At 69.3% G+C, this 18,291-nt stretch carries 24 protein-coding genes; 10 read left to right on the top strand and 14 right to left on the bottom strand.

Annotated features, from left to right (window positions below):
* Nucleotide 1: 1 nt before the first annotated feature.
* Entirely contained in the window at nt 2–2,059 is a 2,058-nt protein-coding gene (locus tag MME74_RS06000) for an ABC transporter ATP-binding protein (protein WP_267418525.1), read from the bottom strand.
* Nucleotides 2,060–2,223: 164 nt separating this feature from the next.
* On the opposite strand from MME74_RS06000, the gene MME74_RS05995 reads away from it, so the two are divergent.
* On the top strand, nt 2,224–3,702 hold the full coding sequence (locus tag MME74_RS05995; RefSeq protein ID WP_267417815.1) for an MDR family MFS transporter: 1,479 nt from the start codon (nt 2,224–2,226) through the stop codon (nt 3,700–3,702).
* 34 nt (nt 3,703–3,736) lie between these two features.
* Here MME74_RS05995 and MME74_RS05990 read toward each other — a convergent pair whose 3' ends face one another.
* Nucleotides 3,737–3,883: a hypothetical protein gene (locus tag MME74_RS05990; protein WP_267417814.1), complete on the bottom strand. Its 147-nt coding sequence runs from the start codon at nt 3,881–3,883 to the stop codon at nt 3,737–3,739.
* Nucleotides 3,884–3,978: 95 nt separating this feature from the next.
* Between MME74_RS05990 and MME74_RS05985 the strand changes: the two genes are divergently transcribed.
* A complete protein-coding gene (locus MME74_RS05985) occupies nt 3,979–4,569 on the top strand; it encodes a 1-acyl-sn-glycerol-3-phosphate acyltransferase (protein WP_267417813.1) in 591 nt (196 codons plus the stop codon).
* Nucleotides 4,570–4,576: 7 nt separating this feature from the next.
* Here the strand turns inward: MME74_RS05985 and MME74_RS05980 are convergent, their stop codons facing one another.
* On the bottom strand, nt 4,577–4,774 hold the full coding sequence (locus tag MME74_RS05980; RefSeq protein ID WP_267417812.1) for a hypothetical protein: 198 nt from the start codon (nt 4,772–4,774) through the stop codon (nt 4,577–4,579).
* Between the two features lie 69 nt (nt 4,775–4,843).
* On the opposite strand from MME74_RS05980, the gene MME74_RS05975 reads away from it, so the two are divergent.
* Nucleotides 4,844–5,371 carry a DUF6328 family protein gene (locus MME74_RS05975; RefSeq protein WP_267417811.1) on the top strand — a complete coding sequence of 176 codons (528 nt, stop codon included), beginning with the start codon at nt 4,844–4,846 and terminating at the stop codon, nt 5,369–5,371.
* Nucleotides 5,372–5,398: 27 nt separating this feature from the next.
* Here MME74_RS05975 and MME74_RS05970 read toward each other — a convergent pair whose 3' ends face one another.
* Nucleotides 5,399–5,944, bottom strand: a complete 546-nt coding sequence (locus tag MME74_RS05970; protein WP_267417810.1) for a Dps family protein — start codon at nt 5,942–5,944, stop codon at nt 5,399–5,401.
* Nucleotides 5,945–6,055: 111 nt separating this feature from the next.
* Here MME74_RS05970 and MME74_RS05965 point away from each other — a divergent pair, with 111 nt between their 5' ends.
* From MME74_RS05965 to MME74_RS05950, 4 genes are all read left to right on the top strand, one after another.
* Nucleotides 6,056–6,547 (top strand): GNAT family N-acetyltransferase, encoded by a 492-nt coding sequence (locus MME74_RS05965; protein WP_267417809.1) that lies wholly within the window; start codon nt 6,056–6,058, stop codon nt 6,545–6,547.
* Nucleotides 6,548–6,653: 106 nt separating this feature from the next.
* The gene (locus MME74_RS05960) at nt 6,654–6,953 is read left to right on the top strand and encodes a Fe-S cluster assembly protein HesB (RefSeq protein ID WP_267417808.1); all 300 of its coding nucleotides are present in this window, start codon (nt 6,654–6,656) and stop codon (nt 6,951–6,953) included.
* Between the two features lie 140 nt (nt 6,954–7,093).
* Entirely contained in the window at nt 7,094–7,753 is a 660-nt protein-coding gene (locus tag MME74_RS05955; RefSeq protein WP_267417807.1) for a hypothetical protein, read from the top strand.
* Nucleotides 7,754–7,816: 63 nt separating this feature from the next.
* Nucleotides 7,817–8,161, top strand: coding sequence for a helix-turn-helix domain-containing protein (locus MME74_RS05950; protein ID WP_267417806.1), 345 nt, complete (start codon nt 7,817–7,819; stop codon nt 8,159–8,161).
* A 4-nt stretch (nt 8,162–8,165) separates the two neighbouring features.
* Here the strand turns inward: MME74_RS05950 and MME74_RS05945 are convergent, their stop codons facing one another.
* From MME74_RS05945 to MME74_RS05935, 3 genes are all read right to left on the bottom strand, one after another.
* On the bottom strand, nt 8,166–8,741 hold the full coding sequence (locus MME74_RS05945; RefSeq protein ID WP_267417805.1) for an alpha/beta fold hydrolase: 576 nt from the start codon (nt 8,739–8,741) through the stop codon (nt 8,166–8,168).
* Nucleotides 8,742–8,881: 140 nt separating this feature from the next.
* Nucleotides 8,882–9,148 (bottom strand): DUF4190 domain-containing protein, encoded by a 267-nt coding sequence (locus tag MME74_RS05940; RefSeq protein ID WP_267417804.1) that lies wholly within the window; start codon nt 9,146–9,148, stop codon nt 8,882–8,884.
* 281 nt (nt 9,149–9,429) lie between these two features.
* Nucleotides 9,430–11,091: an ABC-F family ATP-binding cassette domain-containing protein gene (locus tag MME74_RS05935; RefSeq protein WP_267417803.1), complete on the bottom strand. Its 1,662-nt coding sequence runs from the start codon at nt 11,089–11,091 to the stop codon at nt 9,430–9,432.
* A gap of 108 nt (nt 11,092–11,199) precedes the next feature.
* Between MME74_RS05935 and MME74_RS05930 the strand changes: the two genes are divergently transcribed.
* Complete coding sequence (locus tag MME74_RS05930; protein WP_267417802.1) at nt 11,200–11,652, top strand: hypothetical protein; 453 nt, start codon at nt 11,200–11,202, stop codon at nt 11,650–11,652.
* Here the strand turns inward: MME74_RS05930 and MME74_RS05925 are convergent.
* From MME74_RS05925 to MME74_RS05905, 5 genes are all read right to left on the bottom strand, one after another.
* On the bottom strand, nt 11,649–12,206 hold the full coding sequence (locus tag MME74_RS05925; RefSeq protein WP_267417801.1) for a hypothetical protein: 558 nt from the start codon (nt 12,204–12,206) through the stop codon (nt 11,649–11,651). The two genes, MME74_RS05930 and MME74_RS05925, sit on opposite strands and share 4 nt — an antisense overlap.
* 60 nt (nt 12,207–12,266) lie before the next feature.
* Nucleotides 12,267–12,464, bottom strand: a complete 198-nt coding sequence (locus MME74_RS05920) for a hypothetical protein (RefSeq protein WP_267417800.1) — start codon at nt 12,462–12,464, stop codon at nt 12,267–12,269.
* Between the two features lie 72 nt (nt 12,465–12,536).
* On the bottom strand, nt 12,537–12,716 hold the full coding sequence (locus MME74_RS05915) for a hypothetical protein (RefSeq protein ID WP_267417799.1): 180 nt from the start codon (nt 12,714–12,716) through the stop codon (nt 12,537–12,539).
* Nucleotides 12,717–12,822: 106 nt separating this feature from the next.
* Nucleotides 12,823–13,896 (bottom strand): redox-regulated ATPase YchF, encoded by a 1,074-nt coding sequence (ychF, locus tag MME74_RS05910; protein ID WP_267417798.1) that lies wholly within the window; start codon nt 13,894–13,896, stop codon nt 12,823–12,825.
* A 52-nt stretch (nt 13,897–13,948) separates the two neighbouring features.
* Nucleotides 13,949–14,689 carry a class I SAM-dependent methyltransferase gene (locus MME74_RS05905; RefSeq protein ID WP_267417797.1) on the bottom strand — a complete coding sequence of 247 codons (741 nt, stop codon included), beginning with the start codon at nt 14,687–14,689 and terminating at the stop codon, nt 13,949–13,951.
* A 59-nt stretch (nt 14,690–14,748) separates the two neighbouring features.
* Between MME74_RS05905 and MME74_RS05900 the strand changes: the two genes are divergently transcribed.
* Both MME74_RS05900 and MME74_RS05895 read left to right on the top strand, forming a co-directional pair.
* On the top strand, nt 14,749–15,342 hold the full coding sequence (locus MME74_RS05900; protein WP_267417796.1) for a 3'-5' exonuclease: 594 nt from the start codon (nt 14,749–14,751) through the stop codon (nt 15,340–15,342).
* A 64-nt stretch (nt 15,343–15,406) separates the two neighbouring features.
* On the top strand, nt 15,407–16,693 hold the full coding sequence (locus MME74_RS05895; protein ID WP_267417794.1) for a DNA recombination protein RmuC: 1,287 nt from the start codon (nt 15,407–15,409) through the stop codon (nt 16,691–16,693).
* Nucleotides 16,694–16,750: 57 nt separating this feature from the next.
* On the opposite strand, the gene MME74_RS05890 is transcribed toward MME74_RS05895, so the two are convergent.
* On the bottom strand, nt 16,751–17,038 hold the full coding sequence (locus tag MME74_RS05890) for a hypothetical protein (RefSeq protein ID WP_267417793.1): 288 nt from the start codon (nt 17,036–17,038) through the stop codon (nt 16,751–16,753).
* Nucleotides 17,039–17,232: 194 nt separating this feature from the next.
* Entirely contained in the window at nt 17,233–18,219 is a 987-nt protein-coding gene (glpX, locus tag MME74_RS05885; protein ID WP_017828697.1) for a class II fructose-bisphosphatase, read from the bottom strand.
* Nucleotides 18,220–18,291 lie beyond the last annotated feature (72 nt).

Below are 18,291 nucleotides of genomic sequence, written 5' to 3'. Positions count from 1 at the left end.
CTCAGGGCTCCGGCGGATAGACCCGCTCGTCCGGACGCGGCTCGGCGAGCAGCGGCACCGCGGCGGTGATCGCCGCGACGGCGTCGGCACCCGCCGAGTCGACGGGCGCTCGATCGGCACGACGATCCGCGAACGGCGCCGGGGCTCCCCCGGTGACGACCTCCTCGACGACCGCCTCGGTGTCGAGGACGCGCGAGGCGGCGACCTGCTCCGCGGCGAGCTCTGCGTAGAGCCCGCCCTGGGCGAGGAGCTCGGCGTGCGTCCCCGACTCGACGATGCGGCCGGCCTCGAGCACGTGGATCACGTCCGCCCCCATCACCGTGGAGAGCCGATGGGCGATCGACAGCGTCGTGCGGCCCTTCGCCGCTTCGTCGAGCGCCTCCTGCACCACGCGTTCCGACACGGTGTCGAGGGCCGAGGTCGCCTCGTCGAGAAGGAGCACCGGCGGATCCTTCAGCAGCACCCGGGCGATCGCGATGCGCTGCTTCTCCCCGCCGGACAGGCGATACCCCCGCTCGCCGACCACGGTGTCGTAGCCCTGCTCGAACCCGGCGATGATGTGGTGGATGTTGGCGGCCGTGCACGCCGCGATCAGCTCCTCCTCGGTCGCGTCGGGCTTGGCGTAGCGGAGGTTCTCGCGGATCGTCGCGTGGAACAGATACGTCTCCTGCGACACGATGCCGACGTGGTCGATGATCGACTCCTGCGTGAGCGCGCGCACGTCGGCGCCGGCGAACAGCACGCCCCCGCCCTTGACCTCGTACAGGCGCGGAGCCAGGTACAGGATCGTGGTCTTGCCCGCACCGGACGGTCCGACGAACGCGACGTGCTGACCGGGCTCGGCGACGAACGAGACACCGTCCAGCGTCGGCCGGGCGTCGGCAGAGGCATCCGGGTAGCGGAAGACGACCTCCGCGAACTCGAGGCGCCCGCGCGGACCCGGGGCATCGTCCACCGTGATCGCATCCGGGGCGTCCTGGATCTCGGGCACCAGGTCGAGGTACTCGAAGATGCGGGCGAACAGCGCCGACGACGTCTGCAGGTCGAGCGAGACCCGCATGAGTCCCATCAACGGCATGAGCAGTCGCGCCTGCACCGTGGTGAACGCGACGACGGTTCCGGCGGTGATCGCGCCGGTGCCTCCCGCGATCAGGTAGCCCGAGACCAGGTAGATGACCGCGGGCACGCTGGCCATGAGTACCTGGACGACCGCGAAGAAGCCCTGGCCGCTCATCGCCCGGCGCACCTGCAGCGTGACCTGGTTGCGATTCTCGGCCTGGTAGCGCTCGGACTCGGTGCGCTGCCGGTTGAACGCCTTCGACAGCAGCATGCCCGAGACGCTCAGCGTCTCCTGCGTGATCGAGGTCAGCTCCGACAGCGACTCCTGGGTCTCCCCCGCGATCCGGGCTCGCACCTGGCCCACCTTGCGCTGGACGAAGATCAGGAACGGCATCATGATCACCGCGATGAGCGTGAGACGCCAGTCGATCAGGATCATCGCGACGAGCGAGGCGATCACGGTCACGACGTTGCCCAGGATGCTGGTGACGGTGTTCGTCAGGACTCCCGAGACGCCACCGACATCGTTCTGCAGTCGCGACTGGATGACGCCCGTCTTGGTGCGGGTGAAGAATCCGAGCTCCATCGCCTGGAGGTGCTCGAACAGCTTGACGCGTAGATCGCCGGTGACGCTGTTGCCGACCGTCGAGGTCAACCAGGTCTGCGCGACGCCGAGGACCGCGGAGAGCAGGAAGAGACCCACCATGGCGGCGACGAGCCAGCCCAGCAGCTCGAGATGCGGACCCCCTCCGGCGACGGGGAACAGCGCGTCGTCGAAGATACGCTGCACGATCAGGGGCGGCACCACGGCGATCGCCGCGCCCACGACGACGAGGATCCCCGTGAAGAAGATCCGCCAGCGATAGGCGCGGAACAGCGAGATCACCCGGGCGCCCAGACCGCTGATCCGCGGCGCCTCGGCGTTCAGCTTCCGCTGCGCGTTCTCGTCGACCCCGCGGAAGCCACCGCCGCGCGGTCCACCGCCCATTCCGCCGCCCATGCTCATGGCGCCAGCGTACTCAGCCACGAGGACATCGAGGACGGCGAATCCGCCGTGGGCGGATATCTGTGAGTTCGGAATGAAATGTCCGTGGCCGCCGTTACGCTGAATGACTCTTGCGAACTCTCGCGATATCCATTTCTTCTTCGCCCTGGAGGCCGCCCATGTCTGCCGTCGATACCGGCTCCATCTCGACGACCCCCGCAGCGGCAGGGGGCGAGATCTCCCGCAAGGACATGCGGGTGATCTGGCTGCTGCTGGTCGCCGCCTTCGTCGCCATCCTCAACGAGACCACGATGGGGATCGCGATCCCCCACCTGAACACCGACCTCGGCATCCCGCCGGAGCTCGGCCAGTGGCTCACCAGCGCCTTCATGCTGACCATGGCCGTCGTGATCCCCACGACCGGATTCATCCTGCAGCGGTTCACCACGCGCCAGGTCTTCATCGCCGCGATGATCGCCTTCTCGCTCGGCACGCTGGTCGCGCTCGTCGCTCCCGGCTTCGCCGTGCTCCTCGTCGGCCGAGTGATCCAGGCGGCCGGCACCGGCATCATGATGCCGCTGCTGATGACCACGATCATGAACGTCGTCCCGCCGCAGTCCCGTGGTCGCATGATGGGTCGCGTCGGCCTCGTGATCTCGCTCGCTCCCGCGATCGGCCCGACCCTTGCGGGCGCGGTGCTCGAACTCGCGAGCTGGCGCGCACTGTTCGCGATCATCCTCCCGATCTCCCTCATCGCGCTCTTCATGGGTGTGAAGTGGATGACGAACCTCGGCGAGACCCGGGCCGTGCCGCTCGATGTGCTCTCGATCCCGCTCGCGGCCCTCGGCTTCGGTGGCATCGTGTTCGGACTCAGCCAGTTCGGCGGCGAGGGCGGATCGGGCGAGACCGCCGGGATCATCTCGCTGGTCGTCGGCGCCGTGTCGCTCGGACTGTTCGTCTGGCGTCAGCTCCTGCTGCAGCGCATCGACGACGCGCTGCTCGACCTGCGCGTGTTCCGCTCCAGCAACTTCACGCTGTCCGTGATCATCATGTCGATCCTGGCGCTGTCGATGTTCGGCACCCTGACGCTGCTTCCGCAGTACCTGCAGAACGTCGCCGGCCTGAACCCGCTCCAGTCCGGCCTGATCCTGCTCCCCGGCTCACTGCTGATGGGTCTGCTCGGACCGATCATGGGTCGTGTCTACGACGCACGCGGCACCCGTCCGCTGCTCATCCCCGGCACGATCCTGGTCTCGGCCTCGCTGTTCTTCTACTCGACCGTGGGCGAGCACACCGTGTGGTGGGTGCTGATCATCGTGCAGGCGGCCATGTCGGTCGGACTCGCGATGTCGTTCACGCCGCTGTTCTCCGCCTCGCTCGGGTCGCTCCAGCGCTCGCTGTACTCGCACGGATCGGCGGTGCTGAACACTCTGCAGCAGGTCGGTGGCGCGGCGGGTGTCGCGGTGCTGCTGGTGACGTACTCCTCGATCCTGCACGCCGGCGAGCAGGAGGGCCTGTCGACCGCGGTCGCCGGTGCGCCCGGTGCACGCATGGCGTTCCTCATCGCGGCGATCATCTCGCTCGCGGCGGTGGCGCTCAGCCCGTTCGTCCGCAAGCCCGCCGACGATGCGGGCGAGGGCTTCCACGGAGGACACTGACCGTCCGTAGACGGCCCGCGATGGCGTCTGCCTCTTACTCGCTCTTCGGAGCGGGGAACTGGCAGACGCCATTGCTGCAGTAGCCGACGGCGTCGCCCTCGAGCAGGTTCAGGGAGTCCAGGAGCGGCTGCAGCCCGACGGGCGCTTCCTGCTGTACGGAGTCCTGCTGCATTTTCTTCATCCCTCGATGGTACGCCTGCCCGGAGCGGGTGGCGCGGAACCCGCCCGGCCGGCACCGACAGCGCATCGAAAGCCGCTCTCCCCTACGGTTGACGCATGCTCAAACGACTCCTCGCCCGCATGTTCTGGGCGTTCAGCAGATGGACGCTCGTGAGCGAGGGCGCACCGACGCGCCCGACCGTCCTGGTCGGCGCACCGCACACCTCCAACTGGGACTTCGTCCTGATGCTGGCGATCGCGTGGCGGCTCGACATCGACGTGCACTGGCTCGGGAAGAAGAGCCTCTTCCACGGCTGGCGGGGTCCGCTCATGCGTCGCCTGGGCGGCATCCCCGTCGATCGCTCCGACCCTGCGCGCGTCGTGAACGACGTGGTCGGACAGGTGCACGCCGGAACCGTGTTCGGGCTCGTCGTGACCCCGGACGGCACGCGCGGCGGCAACGAGTACTGGAAGTCCGGGTTCTATCGGATCGCCCGCGAGACGGGTATGCCCGTGACGCTGGGCTTCGTCGATCGCACGACCATGACGAGCGGCCTCGGCCCCACGATCGACCTCACCGGCGACGTCGCGGCGGACATGGATCGCATCCGCGCGTTCTACGCCGACAAGTCGGGGGTGCGTCCCGAACGGCGCACGGAGCCGCGGCTGCGGGAGGAGCATCCGGCGCCGACGCCCGAGGGCGCGTGAGACGGCCTCAGTCCTCGGCGTGCGCCCGGGCGTAGTCGAGATCATCGTCGGACAGGGACTCCACCATGCCGACGACCGCGCCGGTGATCACCCTGATCTCCTCGCGGACATCTTCCTCGAGATGCGGCGAGCCGCTGTCGAGCACGGCCCGGCGCGCGTCCTCCGACAGCTCTGACCACCAGTCCTTGATCGGCGGGAGCGTCATGATGCCTTCTTTCGATCTGTGGGTGCAAGAGTCTGGACAGCACCCGAGAGCGGAAACGACACTGAGATCATGACATCCGATCTCCCGGCTGGCGACCACGAACTCGACGACCGTGCGGACGGGCGCGACGAGACCGCGAACGAACGTGCCGACCGCAACTGGGACGAACTGCTGCAGGAGCTGCGCGTCATGCAGACCGGCACGCAGATCCTGACCGGCTTCCTCCTGGCCGTGGCGTTCCAGCCGCGGTTCACCGACATGGACGAGCTCCAGCGCGACCTGTACGTCGTCCTCGTGGGGCTCGCCGCCGTCGCCACGATCCTCGCCCTCGCGCCGGTGGGGATGCATCGCGCCCTGTTCGGACGTCGCCGGAAGCCGGACCTCGTGCGCATCGCGGCCCGCATCGTCCGGATCGACCTCATCGTGATCGGCGCCCTGACCATCGGGGTGACCACACTGATCGTCGACTTCACGGTGAATCGCACCGCGGGCATCGTCGCGCTCGTCGCGGCGCTCGTGCTGGTGCTCGCGCTGTGGATCGCCCTGCCGCGCATCATGCGCGGACGCCCCCTCACCCGCGGCGCCGGGCCGGTCTGACCACGGCGCCCGCGGGACGGGGCGTGCTCAGCGTCCCGCCGGGCTCCGGTTCTCGGCGCTGACCATCCACGCGAACTGCTCGAGCCGTTCGATCACGGCGTGCAGCAGGTCGGCGGACGTCGGGTCCTCCTCGTCGACGGCGTCGTGGACGTCCCTCATCGTCGCGACAGCCGCCTCCAGACGCTCGGTGACGAGGTCGATGGTCTCGGTGGTGGACACCTCGCCGGCGGGGAACTCGGGAAGCGACGTGGTCTTCGCGATCGTCGCGCTCCGCCCGTCCGGGACGGCATGCAGGGCGCGCATCCGCTCCGCGATCGTGTCGCTGAAGGTCCGTGCGTCGTCGATGATCTCGTCGAGCTGCCGGTGCGTGTCGCGGAAGTTGCGGCCGACGACGTTCCAGTGCGCCTGCTTGCCCTGGATCGCGAGTTCGAGCAGATCCACGAGCACGGTCTGCAGGTTCGCGGCGAGCGTGGGCGACGCGGTGAAGCCCTTCTCCGCGTTCTGCTGCCTGGTCGTCTTCACGGCGCCCTTCTTCGTCGAGCCGCCGGTCTTCTTGGTCGTGCTTTCAGCCATGGTGTGTGACCTCCTGGGTGCGACGCTAACCCGACGGAGCGTCGAGGCCGAGGGGGTTGACACCGGAAGGGCCCAGCCCCGAACGTGGCTCGGGACGAGAAAGGCGCCACCGTGACCGAAGAGCAGGACCGAGCACACCCGGAGATCGTGATCTCCCCCATCAGTGACGACGACGCCGGCGAGGTGCTCACCGTGCAGCGCGCGGCCTTCGTGTCGGAGGCCGCGATCTACGGCAGCGTCGACATGCCTCCGCTGACGCAGACCCTCCCCGAGCTCGAGGCGGAGCTGCGCTCCGAGTCGGGGCTGACAGCGCGGATCGACGGGCGTCTCGTGGGCGCGATCCGCTACGTGGAACGGGACGGACTGCTCCTGATCGGCAGGATCGCGATCGCCCCCGACGTGCAGGGCGAGGGAGTCGGGAGGCTGCTGCTGGAGAGCGCCGAGAAGTCGTCCGGGGCCGCTGTCGCCGAGCTCTTCACCGGGAGCCTGAGCGAGGCGAACATCCGCCTGTACGAGGCGTGCGGCTACGAGGAGCACGAGCGGGTCCCGGACGGCGACGGCACCGAGCAGGTGTTTCTGCGGAAGAACCTGCGAGCAGGGTAAGAGCCTCCTCCGAATCCGCGCGGGGGGTTGAAGGCGTCGGCGGGGTCGGGAATCGTAGCCCGGACATGTCGCGACCGCGGCATGCCCCAACCGGAAGGAGAGTCTCGTGCTCACCCTCACCGACAACGCCTCCGCCATCGTGACGACCCTCGTGAGTCGTCAGACCGACGCCCCGGATGCCGGGCTGCGCATCCACTCCACCGACGCCCCGACCGCCGAGGGCGGTGCGCGTCTCGCCGTGCTCGTCGCGGCCGACCCGGAGCCTCAGGACCAGGTCGTGGAGGTCGCCGGCACCCGGCTCTTCCTCGACGAGTCCGCAGCTGCCGCGCTCGACGACAAGGTCCTCGACGCCGGCGTGGACGACGAGGGTTCTGTGTCCTTCGCGGTCACACCCCAGGTCGCCTGACCGAAGGATTCCGGATGCCGCGGCCGATCTCGGTCGCGGCATCCGTCGTACGCGGGTGAGGACTTCGGTGAGATAACGATTCGCTCCACCGCCATGTCGGCTTCTCGTGGAACGCGTCGGTGCTTCCCTAGCATCTGAGCATGCGACGATCTCTTGCTCCGGTCCTGGCCCTTGCCGCTTCTGCACTCCTGCTGATCGGGTGTGCTCCCTCGACATCCGCCGAACCGAGCGCGACGAGCTCCGCATCGTCGTCGCCGTCCTCCAGCCCGACGCCGGAGGTCGACCCGCAGATCGTCGTATCTCTCGAGGGGCTGACCGTCACCGACGAATCCGGGACGACCAGCGTCGCCTTCGACGACTCGCCCGCGCTGCTCGCGCTCCTCGAGAAGACGACCGGCGTGCTTCCGGAGCCGGAGAACGTCGAGGTCGTCCCGGGCGACACCACTCGCCTGCAGCGTTACGACTGGGACGGACTGATCGTGCTCGCGGACAGCAAGGGCGAGGTCCCCGCCGCGGTCTCGATCACCGCCGCCGAGGTGGGAGGAGTGCCGGTGCAGACGGCGGAGGGCCTGCACGTCGGTTCGACCCGAGCAGACCTCCTCGACGCCGGTGCGTGGGCGCTGGTGGATGCGGAAGATGCCGCCACCGCTGCGGATCTCGGGCTGGGCGAGCAGGAGGTTCCGGACACGGAGTCGCTGACGCATCCCGGCTCCGTCGGCATCCTCTACGTGCTGTTCTCTCTCGAGGGCGACACCGTGACGCGGATCAACGCTCCCGCGAACGACTTCAGCGATCTCTGATCCCGCGGTTCAGCGCGTAACCTGGAGAGGCTCGCAACCCGTGCGAACCGTCGAAGGGCCCCCGTGAAGATCTCTCTGCTCCGCCGTTTCGTCGTCCTCGCGGAGGAGCTGCACTTTCCGCGCGCGGCCGAGAAGCTCGGCATCCCGCTGGCATCGCTCTACACGTCGATCGACAAGCTCGAGGCCGAGGTCGGGCATCCGATCCTCCATCGTGAAGGGCCGACCCGGTTGACGCACGTCGGCGAACTCCTCCTGGTGGAGGCGAAGGCAGAGGTCGCTGCGGCTCCGGCGCCGGTCCGCAACGCCCCGGCGCCGGCGGGAGGCAAGGCCAAGGCCTCGAAGGGCAAGGGCCGTGCTCCCGCCGTCAAGGGACAGCCGAAGCCGTACAAGAAGCGACAGGGCCGCTAGGGACTCAGTCCCAGTCGAGGTACTCCTCGATGACGACCGCGGTCTCGATCGGGTGCGTCATCGGGAAGAGGTGGTCTCCCCCGTCGATGCTCTTCACGCTGGCGCGCTCCGGGGCCGTGGACTGCAGGCGCTCGCCGTTCGCGAACGGGGTGGTCGCGTCGTCGGTGCCCTGGATGATGAGGACCGGCATCACGGGCGCGAGGGCCGTGTCGTGCTCTTCGACGCCGAGCAGCGCCAGTCCGTTCACGCGGTCGGCGTGGGCGACGGCGAATGCTCGCGCGATGGTGCCGCCGAATCCGTGTCCGCCGATCCAGGTGTCCCCGAGGCCGACGTGGTCGATCACGGCGAGTGCATCTTCCACCCGGTCCTCCAGCGAGGGCTCGGCGCCCTCGACATCGGCGCGGTGGCCGATCCGCAGCACGTGGAAGCCCGCCTCCTCGGCGAGGTAGTGCGCGACGACGCCGAGGACGTCAGCCGCGACATCGCGCTCCTGGATCAGGACGAGCTTGACGGGCCCGTCGCCCTCGTCGACGAAGGGGATCGCGCGGCCGTCCGGCTCGAAGATCTGGGTGTCGGTCATCGGCGTCAATCTCCTCGTGCCGTCGGTGTCAGGAACTCAGGCGGAACGTCCACGGCGGACGCCAGCGACCGGACCGCGGCTCGAGCCGCCGTGTCCCAGCGTATCCCGAGCGGGCCGTCAGCGAGACGGAGACGCCCGGATCAGCGTCCGAAAGGCTGACCGCCCAGCGCCGAGAAGAACAGCGTGCCCCACAGGATGAAGAAGAGCACGGCGAACAGCGTGCCGAGCGCGCCGATGACGAGCGCCCATCGGGCAAGCCCTGCGCCGGACTCGGTGTTCCCGGGGGCCTGCAGCTGTCGCAGGGCGAACACCCCGAGGATGAATCCTCCGACCGGGATGACGAAGGCCGCGATGAAGCTGACGAGAGCCAGGGTGTTGGTGCGCGGTGCCGTGGGCGACGAGGTCATGAGGGCCTTCTGCTCGTAGAGGTCACCACGAGCGCTTCTGGCTCATGGCGAGGAGCTCCACGACGTCACCGTCCGGCATCCTGACCGATATTGTGGCGTCTCCCCCGCTTCGGCCGCAACACGGGCTCGCCGCGGCGTCGCCGAGCCGGGCGATGAGGTGAACGTCGTAGGGCGCGCAGCCCTACGCCTGATCGGGACACTCGCGGTCGACAGTGCCTGCAGTCGCGCCTGGTCGTCCGTGGTCAGGCGCTCGCGCGGGACCGCGTCGATGACGACGCTCGTCAGGCCTCGACGACCTGTCCCGCCTCCACCCGCCAGTGCCGGTCGGTCTGCACGGTCGCGAGCATCCGCCGATCGTGGGTGACGAGCAGCAGCGTCCCTTCGTACGACTCGAGCGCCTGCTCCAGCTGTTCGATCGCGGGCAGGTCGAGGTGGTTGGTCGGCTCGTCGAGCACGAGCAGGTTGACGCCGCGCGCCTGCAGCAGCGCCAGTCCCGCGCGCGTGCGTTCGCCCGGTGAGAGCTCGTCGACGGCACGCGTCACATGATCGGCCTTGAGACCGAACTTGGCGAGGAGAGTGCGCACCTCCCCCGAAGCCATCTCGGGGACCAGCGCCTCGAAGGCAGCGGCGAGCGGCTGCGCACCGACGAGCAATGCACGCGCCTGGTCGATCTCGCCGATCTCCACGCTCGCGCCGAGACTCGCCGATCCCTCGTCCGGGCTCTGTCGCCCCAGCAGCCCGCGCAGCAGCGTCGACTTCCCGGCGCCGTTGGGGCCGGTGATGCCGATGCGCTCCCCCGCGTTCACCTGGAGCGACACCGGTCCGAGCTGGAAGGAGCCCTGGCGGAACACGGCCGAGCTCAGCGTCGAGACCACCGAGCTGGAGCGCGGAGCCGAGCCGATCGTGAACTCGAGCTGCCACTCCTTCCGCGGTTCCTCGACCTCTTCGAGTCGGGCGATCCGGCTCTCCATCTGACGCACCTTCTGCGCCTGCTTCTCGCTCGACTCGGCCGAGGCCTTGCGCTTGATCTTGTCGTTGTCGGGCGCCTTCTTCATCGCATTGCGCACGCCCTGGCTCGACCACTCGCGCTGGGTGCGGGCGCGGGCGACGAGATCGGCCTTCTTGTCCGCGAACTCGTCGTACTTCTCGCGCTGGTGGCGGCGGATGGTCGCCCGCTCCTCCAGGTACGCGTCGTAGCCGCCGCCGAACACCCGGTTGGTGCCCTGGGCGAGATCGAGCTCCAGCACGCGGGTGACGCAGCGGGCGAGGAACTCGCGGTCGTGGCTGACGAGCACGACGCCGCCGCGGAGGCCGCGCACGAACGTCTCGAGTCGCTCGATGCCGTCGAGGTCGAGGTCGTTCGTCGGCTCGTCCAGCAGGGCGATGTCGAAGCGCGAGAGCAGCAGTGCCGCGAGACCGACCCGTGCGGCCTGTCCTCCCGACAGCGACGTCATCAGGGTGTCGGCCGGATCGCCGCCCAGGTCGAGGCCGAGGTCGGCGAGCACGGCCGGAAGCCGCTCGTCGAGGTCGGCGGCGCCACTGGCCAGCCAGCGATCCAGAGCCGCGGAGTAGGTGTCGGCCGGATCTGTGCCCGGGGCGGCGAGCGAGGGGTCGCCGAGAGCGGCGGCTGCCTCATCCATGTCCTTGGTCGCCTCCGCGCACCCGGTCCGCCGACCGATGTACTCGACCACGCTCTCTCCCGCGACGCGCTCATGCTCCTGGGGAAGCCAGCCCACGAAGGCATCCGCCGGAGCGAGTCGGATCGTCCCGGCCTGCGGCTCGTCGACTCCGGCCAGCAGCTTCAGGAGTGTCGACTTCCCCGCGCCGTTGGCCCCGACGAGACCCACGACGTCTCCGGCCGCGACGGTCAGGTCGAGCGAATCGAACAGGGTGCGATGGCCGTACCCGCCGGCCAGCCCTTGGGCCACGAGTGTTGCGGTCATCCGTCAATCCTGTCACCCGCGCGGGTGGTGCGCGGACGCCCCTCCGACCGGGTCTTCACAGCCGCTCGTGGCCATCGGCCGTTGCCGAGACCACCTAGACTCGTCCGCATGTTCTGGGGCGAGGTGGAGGTCTTGCTCCCGCATGCGACGGTGTCCGATCTCCGACGACGCCTCGGTTCGCGCCCGCGAGGGCATGCGAGCGGCGTGCGGATGCGCATCCGAGACGACGACGTGCTCGTCGCTCGAAACCGGGTCGGCGGGATCTACGCCACCGGCAGCACGGTACTCCGGGCGCGGCTGCGCGACACGGACACCGGCGTGCGCGTGTCCGGCAGGGTTGCCCCCAGCGGTCCCGACCTGGCCGTCGTCGCCGTCCTGTTCCTGGCAGCGGCGGGTTTCGTCACGCTCGGTCTGTCGCTGAGCGCCGACATCGCCCTGATCGTGTCCGTGGTGCCACTCGCACTCGGTGTGGCCTTCGCCGCCCTGCTTCCCCGGTCGGTGCGGGATGGGCGCCCCGCACTCCTCCGGGCGTTGCTCGACGACGTCGCGAGCGCCGCTTAGGGCTGCGGAGTCCGCCGGTCCGGAACGTTCCTGCGCGCTCTCTCGAGTCGGCGCGTCAGGAGGAGCGCGATCGTGAGGGGCACGGCGGCCACGACCCCGAACGAGATGTCGATGAGCTGCCAGCCGATCGGCAGACCGCGGACGGTTCCCGCGATCAGGGCGAGCGGGATGATGCCTGCGCACATGATGAGGCCCCAGACGGTCACCCACACGTTGCGCACCGGATCGATGAGCGGTCCGACGAAGGCCACGGCGATCGCCAGATGGGCGAACGCGAGCCAGTCCGTGCCGTACGCCAGGAACGGATAGTCGTCTCCGGTGACCTCGAGCCCTTCCGCGACCCGCTGCACCCAGAAGGCGAGGTCGGGGAACGTCGCGCTCAGACCGGTGCTGTTCAGGATGTCGCGGCCGAGCATGAGCTCCTCGCGCAACGGGAAGGCGGTGACCCCGCTCACGACGAGCCCGATGATGACGATGATCAGGCAGATGCGGATCGCGAGGATCCGTCGCCGTGTCGAGGCGGTGGGGGCGTCGTCTCGGACGTCGTCATGCATGGTCGGCTCCTGCCTGTCTTTCGCCCTCACGAGATCTGCTCGCGCACGACGGCGACGCGCTCAGGCGCCCTCGGCCTCATCCTCCGTGAGAAAGGCGGTCCCGTAGACGGCGCACCCCAGCTTCGCCAGGCGGCCGATCAGGTCCGCCTCCAGCACGAATCCGCCCTGCGTGCTGTCGGAGTCCCCGGACCACCAGAGCACGGTTTCCCCGCCCTGGCGCAGCTCCGCGAGCGCCTGTGCGGCGGGTTCCAGTCTCACCGCCAACGCCCGGAGCGCGGAGAAACCGGTCTGATCGTCAGCATCCGGCTCGTCGATGCTCTCCGTGAGAGACTAGTAGGTCCGCTGGTACGTCAGGAACTCCGGCGCGAAGTTCCGACCGGCCCGGCCCGAGGGCGTGAGATCGCCTTCGTCACCCCAGTCGGTGGGCTCGAGGCCGAGCATCGCGGAGATCTGGGCGACCGTCTTCGTGTCGCTCTGGATGCTGAGCGACGCTCTGTTGCCCTGGATCATGGACGAAGCCTCCCTTGAGCCATCGGATGTGTTCCCGATGCAGAACTCCACGACGTCACCGTAGCTCGCATCCGAGTCGTCCCACGCTCCCGCCGGATGCCACGCCTCAGTTGTTGAAGCGGAACTCCACGACGTCGCCGTCCTGCATGACGTAGTCCTTGCCCTCGAGGCGGGCCTTGCCCTTGGCGCGGGCCTCGACGACGGAGCCGGTCTCGACCAGGTCCTCGAACGAGACGATCTCGGCCTTGATGAAGCCCTTCTCGAAGTCGGTGTGGATGACACCGGCTGCCTGAGGCGCCTTCGACCCCTTGGGGATCGTCCAGGCGCGAGCCTCCTTCGGACCGGCCGTGAGGTAGGTCTGCAGACCGAGGGTGTCGAAGCCGATGCGGGCGAGCTGGTCCAGGCCGGACTCGTCCTGCCCGGTCGAGGCGAGCAGTTCCGCCGCATCCTCCGGGTCGAGGTCGATGAGCTCGGATTCGATCTTCGCGTCGAGGAAGATCGCCTTCGCCGGCGCGACGAGGGCGGCGAGCTCGGCCTTGCGTCCGTCGTCCGTCAGCACGGCCTCGTCGACGTTGAAGACGAAGATCACAGGCTTCGCGGTGAGCAGCCCCAGCTCGCGGATGGGCGTCAGGTCGATGCCGGCGACCGACAGCAGCACGCCGCGCTCCAGCGCGTCCTTCGCCGCGTTCGCGGTCTCGAGCACCACGGGCTCGATCTTCTTGCCGCGGACCTCCTTCTCGTACCGGGTGATCGCCTTGTCGACGGTCTCCAGGTCGGCGAGCATGAGCTCGGCGTTGATCGTCTCCATGTCGGACGCCGGGTTCACCGTGCCGTCGACGTGCACCACGTCGTCATCGGCGAAGCCGCGGACGACCTGTGCGATCGCGTCGGCCTCACGGATGTTCGCGAGGAACTTGTTGCCCAGCCCCTCGCCCTCGCTCGCACCGCGCACGATGCCGGCGATGTCGACGAACGACACCGCTGCGGGGAGGATCCGCTCGCTGCCGAAGATCTCCGCGAGCTTGTCGAGACGCGGGTCGGGCAGGTTCACCACGCCGACGTTGGGCTCGATCGTCGCGAACGGATAGTTCGCCGCGAGCACGTCGTTCTTGGTGAGTGCGTTGAAGAGGGTGGACTTGCCGACGTTGGGCAGGCCGACGATGCCGATAGTGAGAGCCACGGGGCACGAGTCTACCTGGCCGCCACCCCGTGATCCTGCGGGATGCTGTGCGTCAGTCGCGCACAGCCCGGTACGCCCGCGTCACGTACGGGAGGTCGATGGTGGCGTCGCCGTGCAGGTCGAGTTCGTCGAACAGCTCGTCCAGCTCTCGGCGGATGCGCGCCTTCTCCTCGTCCGGGGCGGTGATGATGTAACTCCGCGATGCCGCCATCCGATGCAGCAGATCGCGCGTGATGGGGCGGACCCACTCCCAGCGTTCCTGTTCGAGCGGCCCGAACGGCGCGGCGACGACCGGGTCTCCCTCGGCGAGCATGTTCTCGGCATGACTGCCGTGCATGATCTCGGTCAGTCTCCGCACCCATTCGACGCGATCGTCGCGGATGTTCCAGATGAGACCGAGGGTTCCTCCGCTGCGCACGGCGCGACCGATCTCCGCGGACCCGGCATCCGGGTCGACCCAGTGCCAGGCCTGTCCCAGGACGACGGCGTCGAGGCTCGCGTCCGGGAGCGGCAGCCGCTCCGCCGTCCCGACGAACGTCGGCACTCCGGGCACCGCCCCACGAAGCGTCGCCAGCATCTCCGGGTCGGGATCGACGGCGACCACCTCGGCATCGGGAGCCTGGGCGAGGACGCGGGTGAGCTTGCCCGTGCCGGCGCCGACGTCGGCGATTCGACGCGAATCCGCCGGCATCCGCTCCAGCATCCAGGCCACCGCGTTGAAGGGGTACTCGGGCCTGCCGACCTCGTAGTCCCCCGCCTGCGCTCCGAACGACGTCGCCATGTCCTCAGCCATGTCGCCAGCATACGGCGAGTCTGCGACCGGTCTCCGAGAGCCCGGGGGAAAGTGGGGATGTGCCACTGGATTTCACTGCGATCGACTTCGAGACCGCGAACTCCAGCCCCGCCTCCGCCTGCTCCGTCGGACTCGTCCGCGTGCGCGGCGGCGAAGTCGTCGCCACCACCGGCTGGCTGATCCAGCCGCCGCCCGGGCACGACGAGTTCCAGGAGTGGAACGTCCGCATCCACGGCATCCAGCCGGAGGACGTGCTGTCGGCCGCCACCTGGGTCGACCAGTTCGATCGCCTGTGCGCCTTCGCGGGAGCCGACGTCCTCGTCGCCCACAACGCGGGATTCGATCTCAACGTGCTGCGCCGCGCCTCGGAGGCCACCGGGCAGCTCTGCCCGCCCTACCGCTCGCTGTGCAGCCTGCAGGTCGCCCGCAAGACGTACCAGCTCGACTCGTACCGCCTGCCGATCGCCGCGGCGGCTGCCGGGTTCGAGGAGTTCTCGCACCACGACGCCCTCGCGGATGCCCGTGCCTGCGCGCAGATCGTGATCGACGCCGCCGCCAGAGCGGGCGCTGCCGACGTCTTCGCGCTCGCTGACGCCCTCAGCCTGCGCGTGACCGCGCCCGTCGCCCCCGCCCTGGAGCGCGCCGTCGCCTGACCCCGCACGTGCCCTTCGTGCGCGGCGGCCTCGGAATGTCGGATGCCGGCCGCATCATGAAGACATGGATGCTCTGGCAGTGGTTCTCGTCCTCGTCGCCCTCGCGGCGGGTGTCGCCGTCGGCTGGTTCCTGCGCGCCGGTCGCGGTGCCGCGGATCTCGCGCGCGCCCAGGCCGAACTGGCTGCCGCACGCGACGATCGCGACCGCCAGTACGACCTCTACCGCGACGCCGTGGAGCACTCCCGGAACGAGCAGCGGGCCGAAGCGCAGCGCGTGCAGCAGCAGAACGCCGTGCTGACCGCGCTCGCACCGGTGCGGGAGAGCCTGCAGCAGATGCAGGACAAGGTCACCGCGATCGAGCGGGATCGGCACGCGCAGTTCGGCACGCTCGAGGAGCAGCTGCGCCGCGCCCAGGAGTCCGACGAGGCCCTGCGTGCCACCACGGAGTCGCTCGCGGGCGCACTGCGCTCGACCGCCACACGCGGCGTCTGGGGCGAGACCCAGCTGCGCCGGGTCGTCGAAGCGGCCGGACTCACCCGGCACATCGACTTCGACCTGCAGGCGACGATCTCATCCGACCGCGGTCAGGGGCGGCCGGACATGGTGATCCGTCTCGCCGGCGGCAGCTCGATCGCCGTCGACGCCAAGGTCCCCCTCGACGCCTACCTCGAGGCCTCGGCGCTCTCGGCGGGCGACGCGAACGAGCCGCAGCGCCGCGCGCTGATGCAGAAGCACGTGAAGGCCGTCCGCGCCCACATCGATGCTCTCGCCAAGAAGGCGTACTGGGCAGGTCTCGATGCGAGCCCCGAGTTCGTGATCTGCTTCCTGCCCAGCGAGTCGCTCCTGGCGGCGGCGATCGATGAAGACCCGGCACTGCTCGACTACGCCTTCAGCCGCCGCGTGGCACTCGCCTCCCCCGTCAACCTCTGGGCGGTGCTCAAGACGGTGGCCTTCACCTGGACGCAGCAGGAGGTCTCGACCGAGGCCCGCACCCTCCTCGCCCTCGGCACGCAGCTCTACGACCGGCTGGGCACGCTCGCCGGGCACGCCGACGACCTGCGCCGCGCCCTGGAGCGCACGGTGGACAGCTACAACCGGTTCGCGGGCTCGCTGGAGACGCGCGTGCTCGTCACGGCGAGGCAATTCCCCGGCGTCGACGCATCCGCCCTCGAGTCGGCGCGCCCGGTGACGGCGGGGACCGGTCGACGCTTCACCGCCCCCGAGCTGATCGCCGCCGACGGAGCAGCGGACGAGAAGACGGCGGCCGAGACGCCGGACACCGAGGAGCACTCGACTGCAGCGGTGCAGGCCGATGTGGGCGAGGTGCGGTTGCGCCTCGACGAGGTCTAGACGACCGCGATGCGGTCACCCCGCGAGCAGGGCGACAGCCGGAAGTGCGAAGTCGACTCAGGCGACGCCGGGAACGCCGCTGAGCAGGAGGATGACGAGTCCGCTGGTGGCGAGGAAAGCCCCGATCATCCACCAGGCGCTGATCTCATGCCCCTCGTCACGGCGGACACGGAACAGCACGTCGGCGCGGCGAGCCGGATCGGCGATCGCTGCCGGTGGGGCGGTCACAGGCGGAGTGGTGACGCCGGACTCGGCATCCGCACTCACCCGGAGAATCCGTCCGGTGTTCGTCGTGATGATCTTCGTCGCGGCGGCCTTCGAGCCGCTCGTGTGCTGCGTTGTCATCCGTTCGCCCTCCTGTGCCTGCGGTGCCTGACGGCTCCGTCGACGGCGACAAACCCAGTGACAATTGTGACACGGCGCTCCGGAAAGCGTGGATCACGCCACTCCCGACCGATACCGGCTCGATAACGATGCCGCCCGGTCAGACGTCTATGGCGCGCACCAGGGCTCGTCCCAGGAACGTCATTCCGGAGGCGTCAGAGCCACTTCGAGACGAGGTGCTCCGACGCGATGCGGCGCAGCGTGCCGGACGCTCCGCGGAGCACGACGCTCTCGGTGTAGACGTATCCGCGCTCACGACGCACGCCCGCGACCAGCTGGCCGTCGGTCACACCGGTCGCGACGAAGATCGTGTTGTTCCCCTGCACCAGGTCGTCGGCCTCGTAGACCTTGTCCATGTCGAGGCCCGCGTCGATCCCGCGCTGGCGTTCGTCGTCGTCGCGGGGCCAGAGGCGTCCCTGGATGTGTCCGCCGAGCGCCTTGATCGCGCACGCCGTGACGATGCCCTCCGGGCTGCCACCGACGCCGACGCACATGTCGGTGCGGGCGTCGTGACGCGCGGCGTTGATCCCGCCTGCCACGTCGCCGTCGCTCATGAGACGGGTGCCGGCACCCGCGTCGCGGATCTCCTGGATCAGCTGCTCGTGACGCGGGCGGTTGAGCACCGAGACGACGATCTCGTCGACCGGCTTGTCGAGCGCCCCGGCGAGCTTGCGGATGTTCTCGCCGATGGGGAGACGGATGTCGACGACGCCGACACCCGCCGGCCCGGTGACGAGCTTGTCCATGTAGAAGACGGTGGATGCGTCCAGCATCGTGCCGCGATCGGACACCGCGATCACGGAGAGGGCGTTCTGCCGTCCGGCGGCGGTGAGAGACGTGCCGTCGATGGGATCGACCGCGATGTCGCACAGCGGACCGCGGCCCGTTCCGACCACCTCGCCGTTGAACAGCATCGGCGCGTTGTCCTTCTCCCCCTCGCCGATCACGACCCGGCCCTGGAAGTCGACGGTGCCGAGGAAGGCGCGCATGGCGTCGACCGCCGCGCCGTCCGCCGCCTCCTTCGCGCCGCGGCCGATGAACGGCACCGCGCGGATGGCCGCCGCCTCGGTCGCACGCACCAGCTCCATCGCGAGGTTGCGGTCGGGACGAAGAGGACTCAGATCGGCTGTCAGACTCACCATGCGGTCAGCCTAGCCATCGGTCGATGCGAAGAGCCCGGTTTTCGCGCCCGTTCGGACGAAGGAATCGCGATT

The organism is Microbacterium oxydans (genome assembly GCF_026559675.1).
Classification (GTDB): Bacteria; Actinomycetota; Actinomycetes; order Actinomycetales; family Microbacteriaceae; genus Microbacterium; species Microbacterium oxydans_D.
The sequence above is the reverse complement of the archived record's forward strand: the minus strand, read 5'-3'. Positions and strand labels throughout refer to the sequence as shown.

What these genes read in the sequence shown, in the direction of transcription:
- MME74_RS05935 (WP_267417803.1), bottom strand. Translation starts at nt 11,091, where the DNA reads ATGACCGCAACACTCGTGGCCCAAGGGCTGGCCGGCGGGTACGGCCAT.
- MME74_RS05980 (WP_267417812.1), bottom strand. Translation starts at nt 4,774, where the DNA reads ATGACGCTCCCGCCGATCAAGGACTGGTGGTCAGAGCTGTCGGAGGAC.
- MME74_RS05995 (WP_267417815.1), top strand. Translation starts at nt 2,224, where the DNA reads ATGTCTGCCGTCGATACCGGCTCCATCTCGACGACCCCCGCAGCGGCA.
- MME74_RS05890 (WP_267417793.1), bottom strand. Translation starts at nt 17,038, where the DNA reads ATGACAACGCAGCACACGAGCGGCTCGAAGGCCGCCGCGACGAAGATC.
- MME74_RS05940 (WP_267417804.1), bottom strand. Translation starts at nt 9,148, where the DNA reads ATGACCTCGTCGCCCACGGCACCGCGCACCAACACCCTGGCTCTCGTC.
- MME74_RS05970 (WP_267417810.1), bottom strand. Translation starts at nt 5,944, where the DNA reads ATGGCTGAAAGCACGACCAAGAAGACCGGCGGCTCGACGAAGAAGGGC.
- MME74_RS05975 (WP_267417811.1), top strand. Translation starts at nt 4,844, where the DNA reads ATGACATCCGATCTCCCGGCTGGCGACCACGAACTCGACGACCGTGCG.
- MME74_RS05905 (WP_267417797.1), bottom strand. Translation starts at nt 14,689, where the DNA reads ATGGCTGAGGACATGGCGACGTCGTTCGGAGCGCAGGCGGGGGACTAC.
- MME74_RS05895 (WP_267417794.1), top strand. Translation starts at nt 15,407, where the DNA reads ATGGATGCTCTGGCAGTGGTTCTCGTCCTCGTCGCCCTCGCGGCGGGT.
- MME74_RS05925 (WP_267417801.1), bottom strand. Translation starts at nt 12,206, where the DNA reads ATGCATGACGACGTCCGAGACGACGCCCCCACCGCCTCGACACGGCGA.
- MME74_RS06000 (WP_267418525.1), bottom strand. Translation starts at nt 2,059, where the DNA reads ATGGGCGGCGGAATGGGCGGTGGACCGCGCGGCGGTGGCTTCCGCGGG.
- glpX (WP_017828697.1), bottom strand. Translation starts at nt 18,219, where the DNA reads ATGGTGAGTCTGACAGCCGATCTGAGTCCTCTTCGTCCCGACCGCAAC.
- MME74_RS05930 (WP_267417802.1), top strand. Translation starts at nt 11,200, where the DNA reads ATGTTCTGGGGCGAGGTGGAGGTCTTGCTCCCGCATGCGACGGTGTCC.
- MME74_RS05945 (WP_267417805.1), bottom strand. Translation starts at nt 8,741, where the DNA reads ATGACCGACACCCAGATCTTCGAGCCGGACGGCCGCGCGATCCCCTTC.
- MME74_RS05915 (WP_267417799.1), bottom strand. Translation starts at nt 12,716, where the DNA reads ATGATCCAGGGCAACAGAGCGTCGCTCAGCATCCAGAGCGACACGAAG.
- MME74_RS05985 (WP_267417813.1), top strand. Translation starts at nt 3,979, where the DNA reads ATGCTCAAACGACTCCTCGCCCGCATGTTCTGGGCGTTCAGCAGATGG.
- MME74_RS05990 (WP_267417814.1), bottom strand. Translation starts at nt 3,883, where the DNA reads ATGAAGAAAATGCAGCAGGACTCCGTACAGCAGGAAGCGCCCGTCGGG.
- MME74_RS05955 (WP_267417807.1), top strand. Translation starts at nt 7,094, where the DNA reads ATGCGACGATCTCTTGCTCCGGTCCTGGCCCTTGCCGCTTCTGCACTC.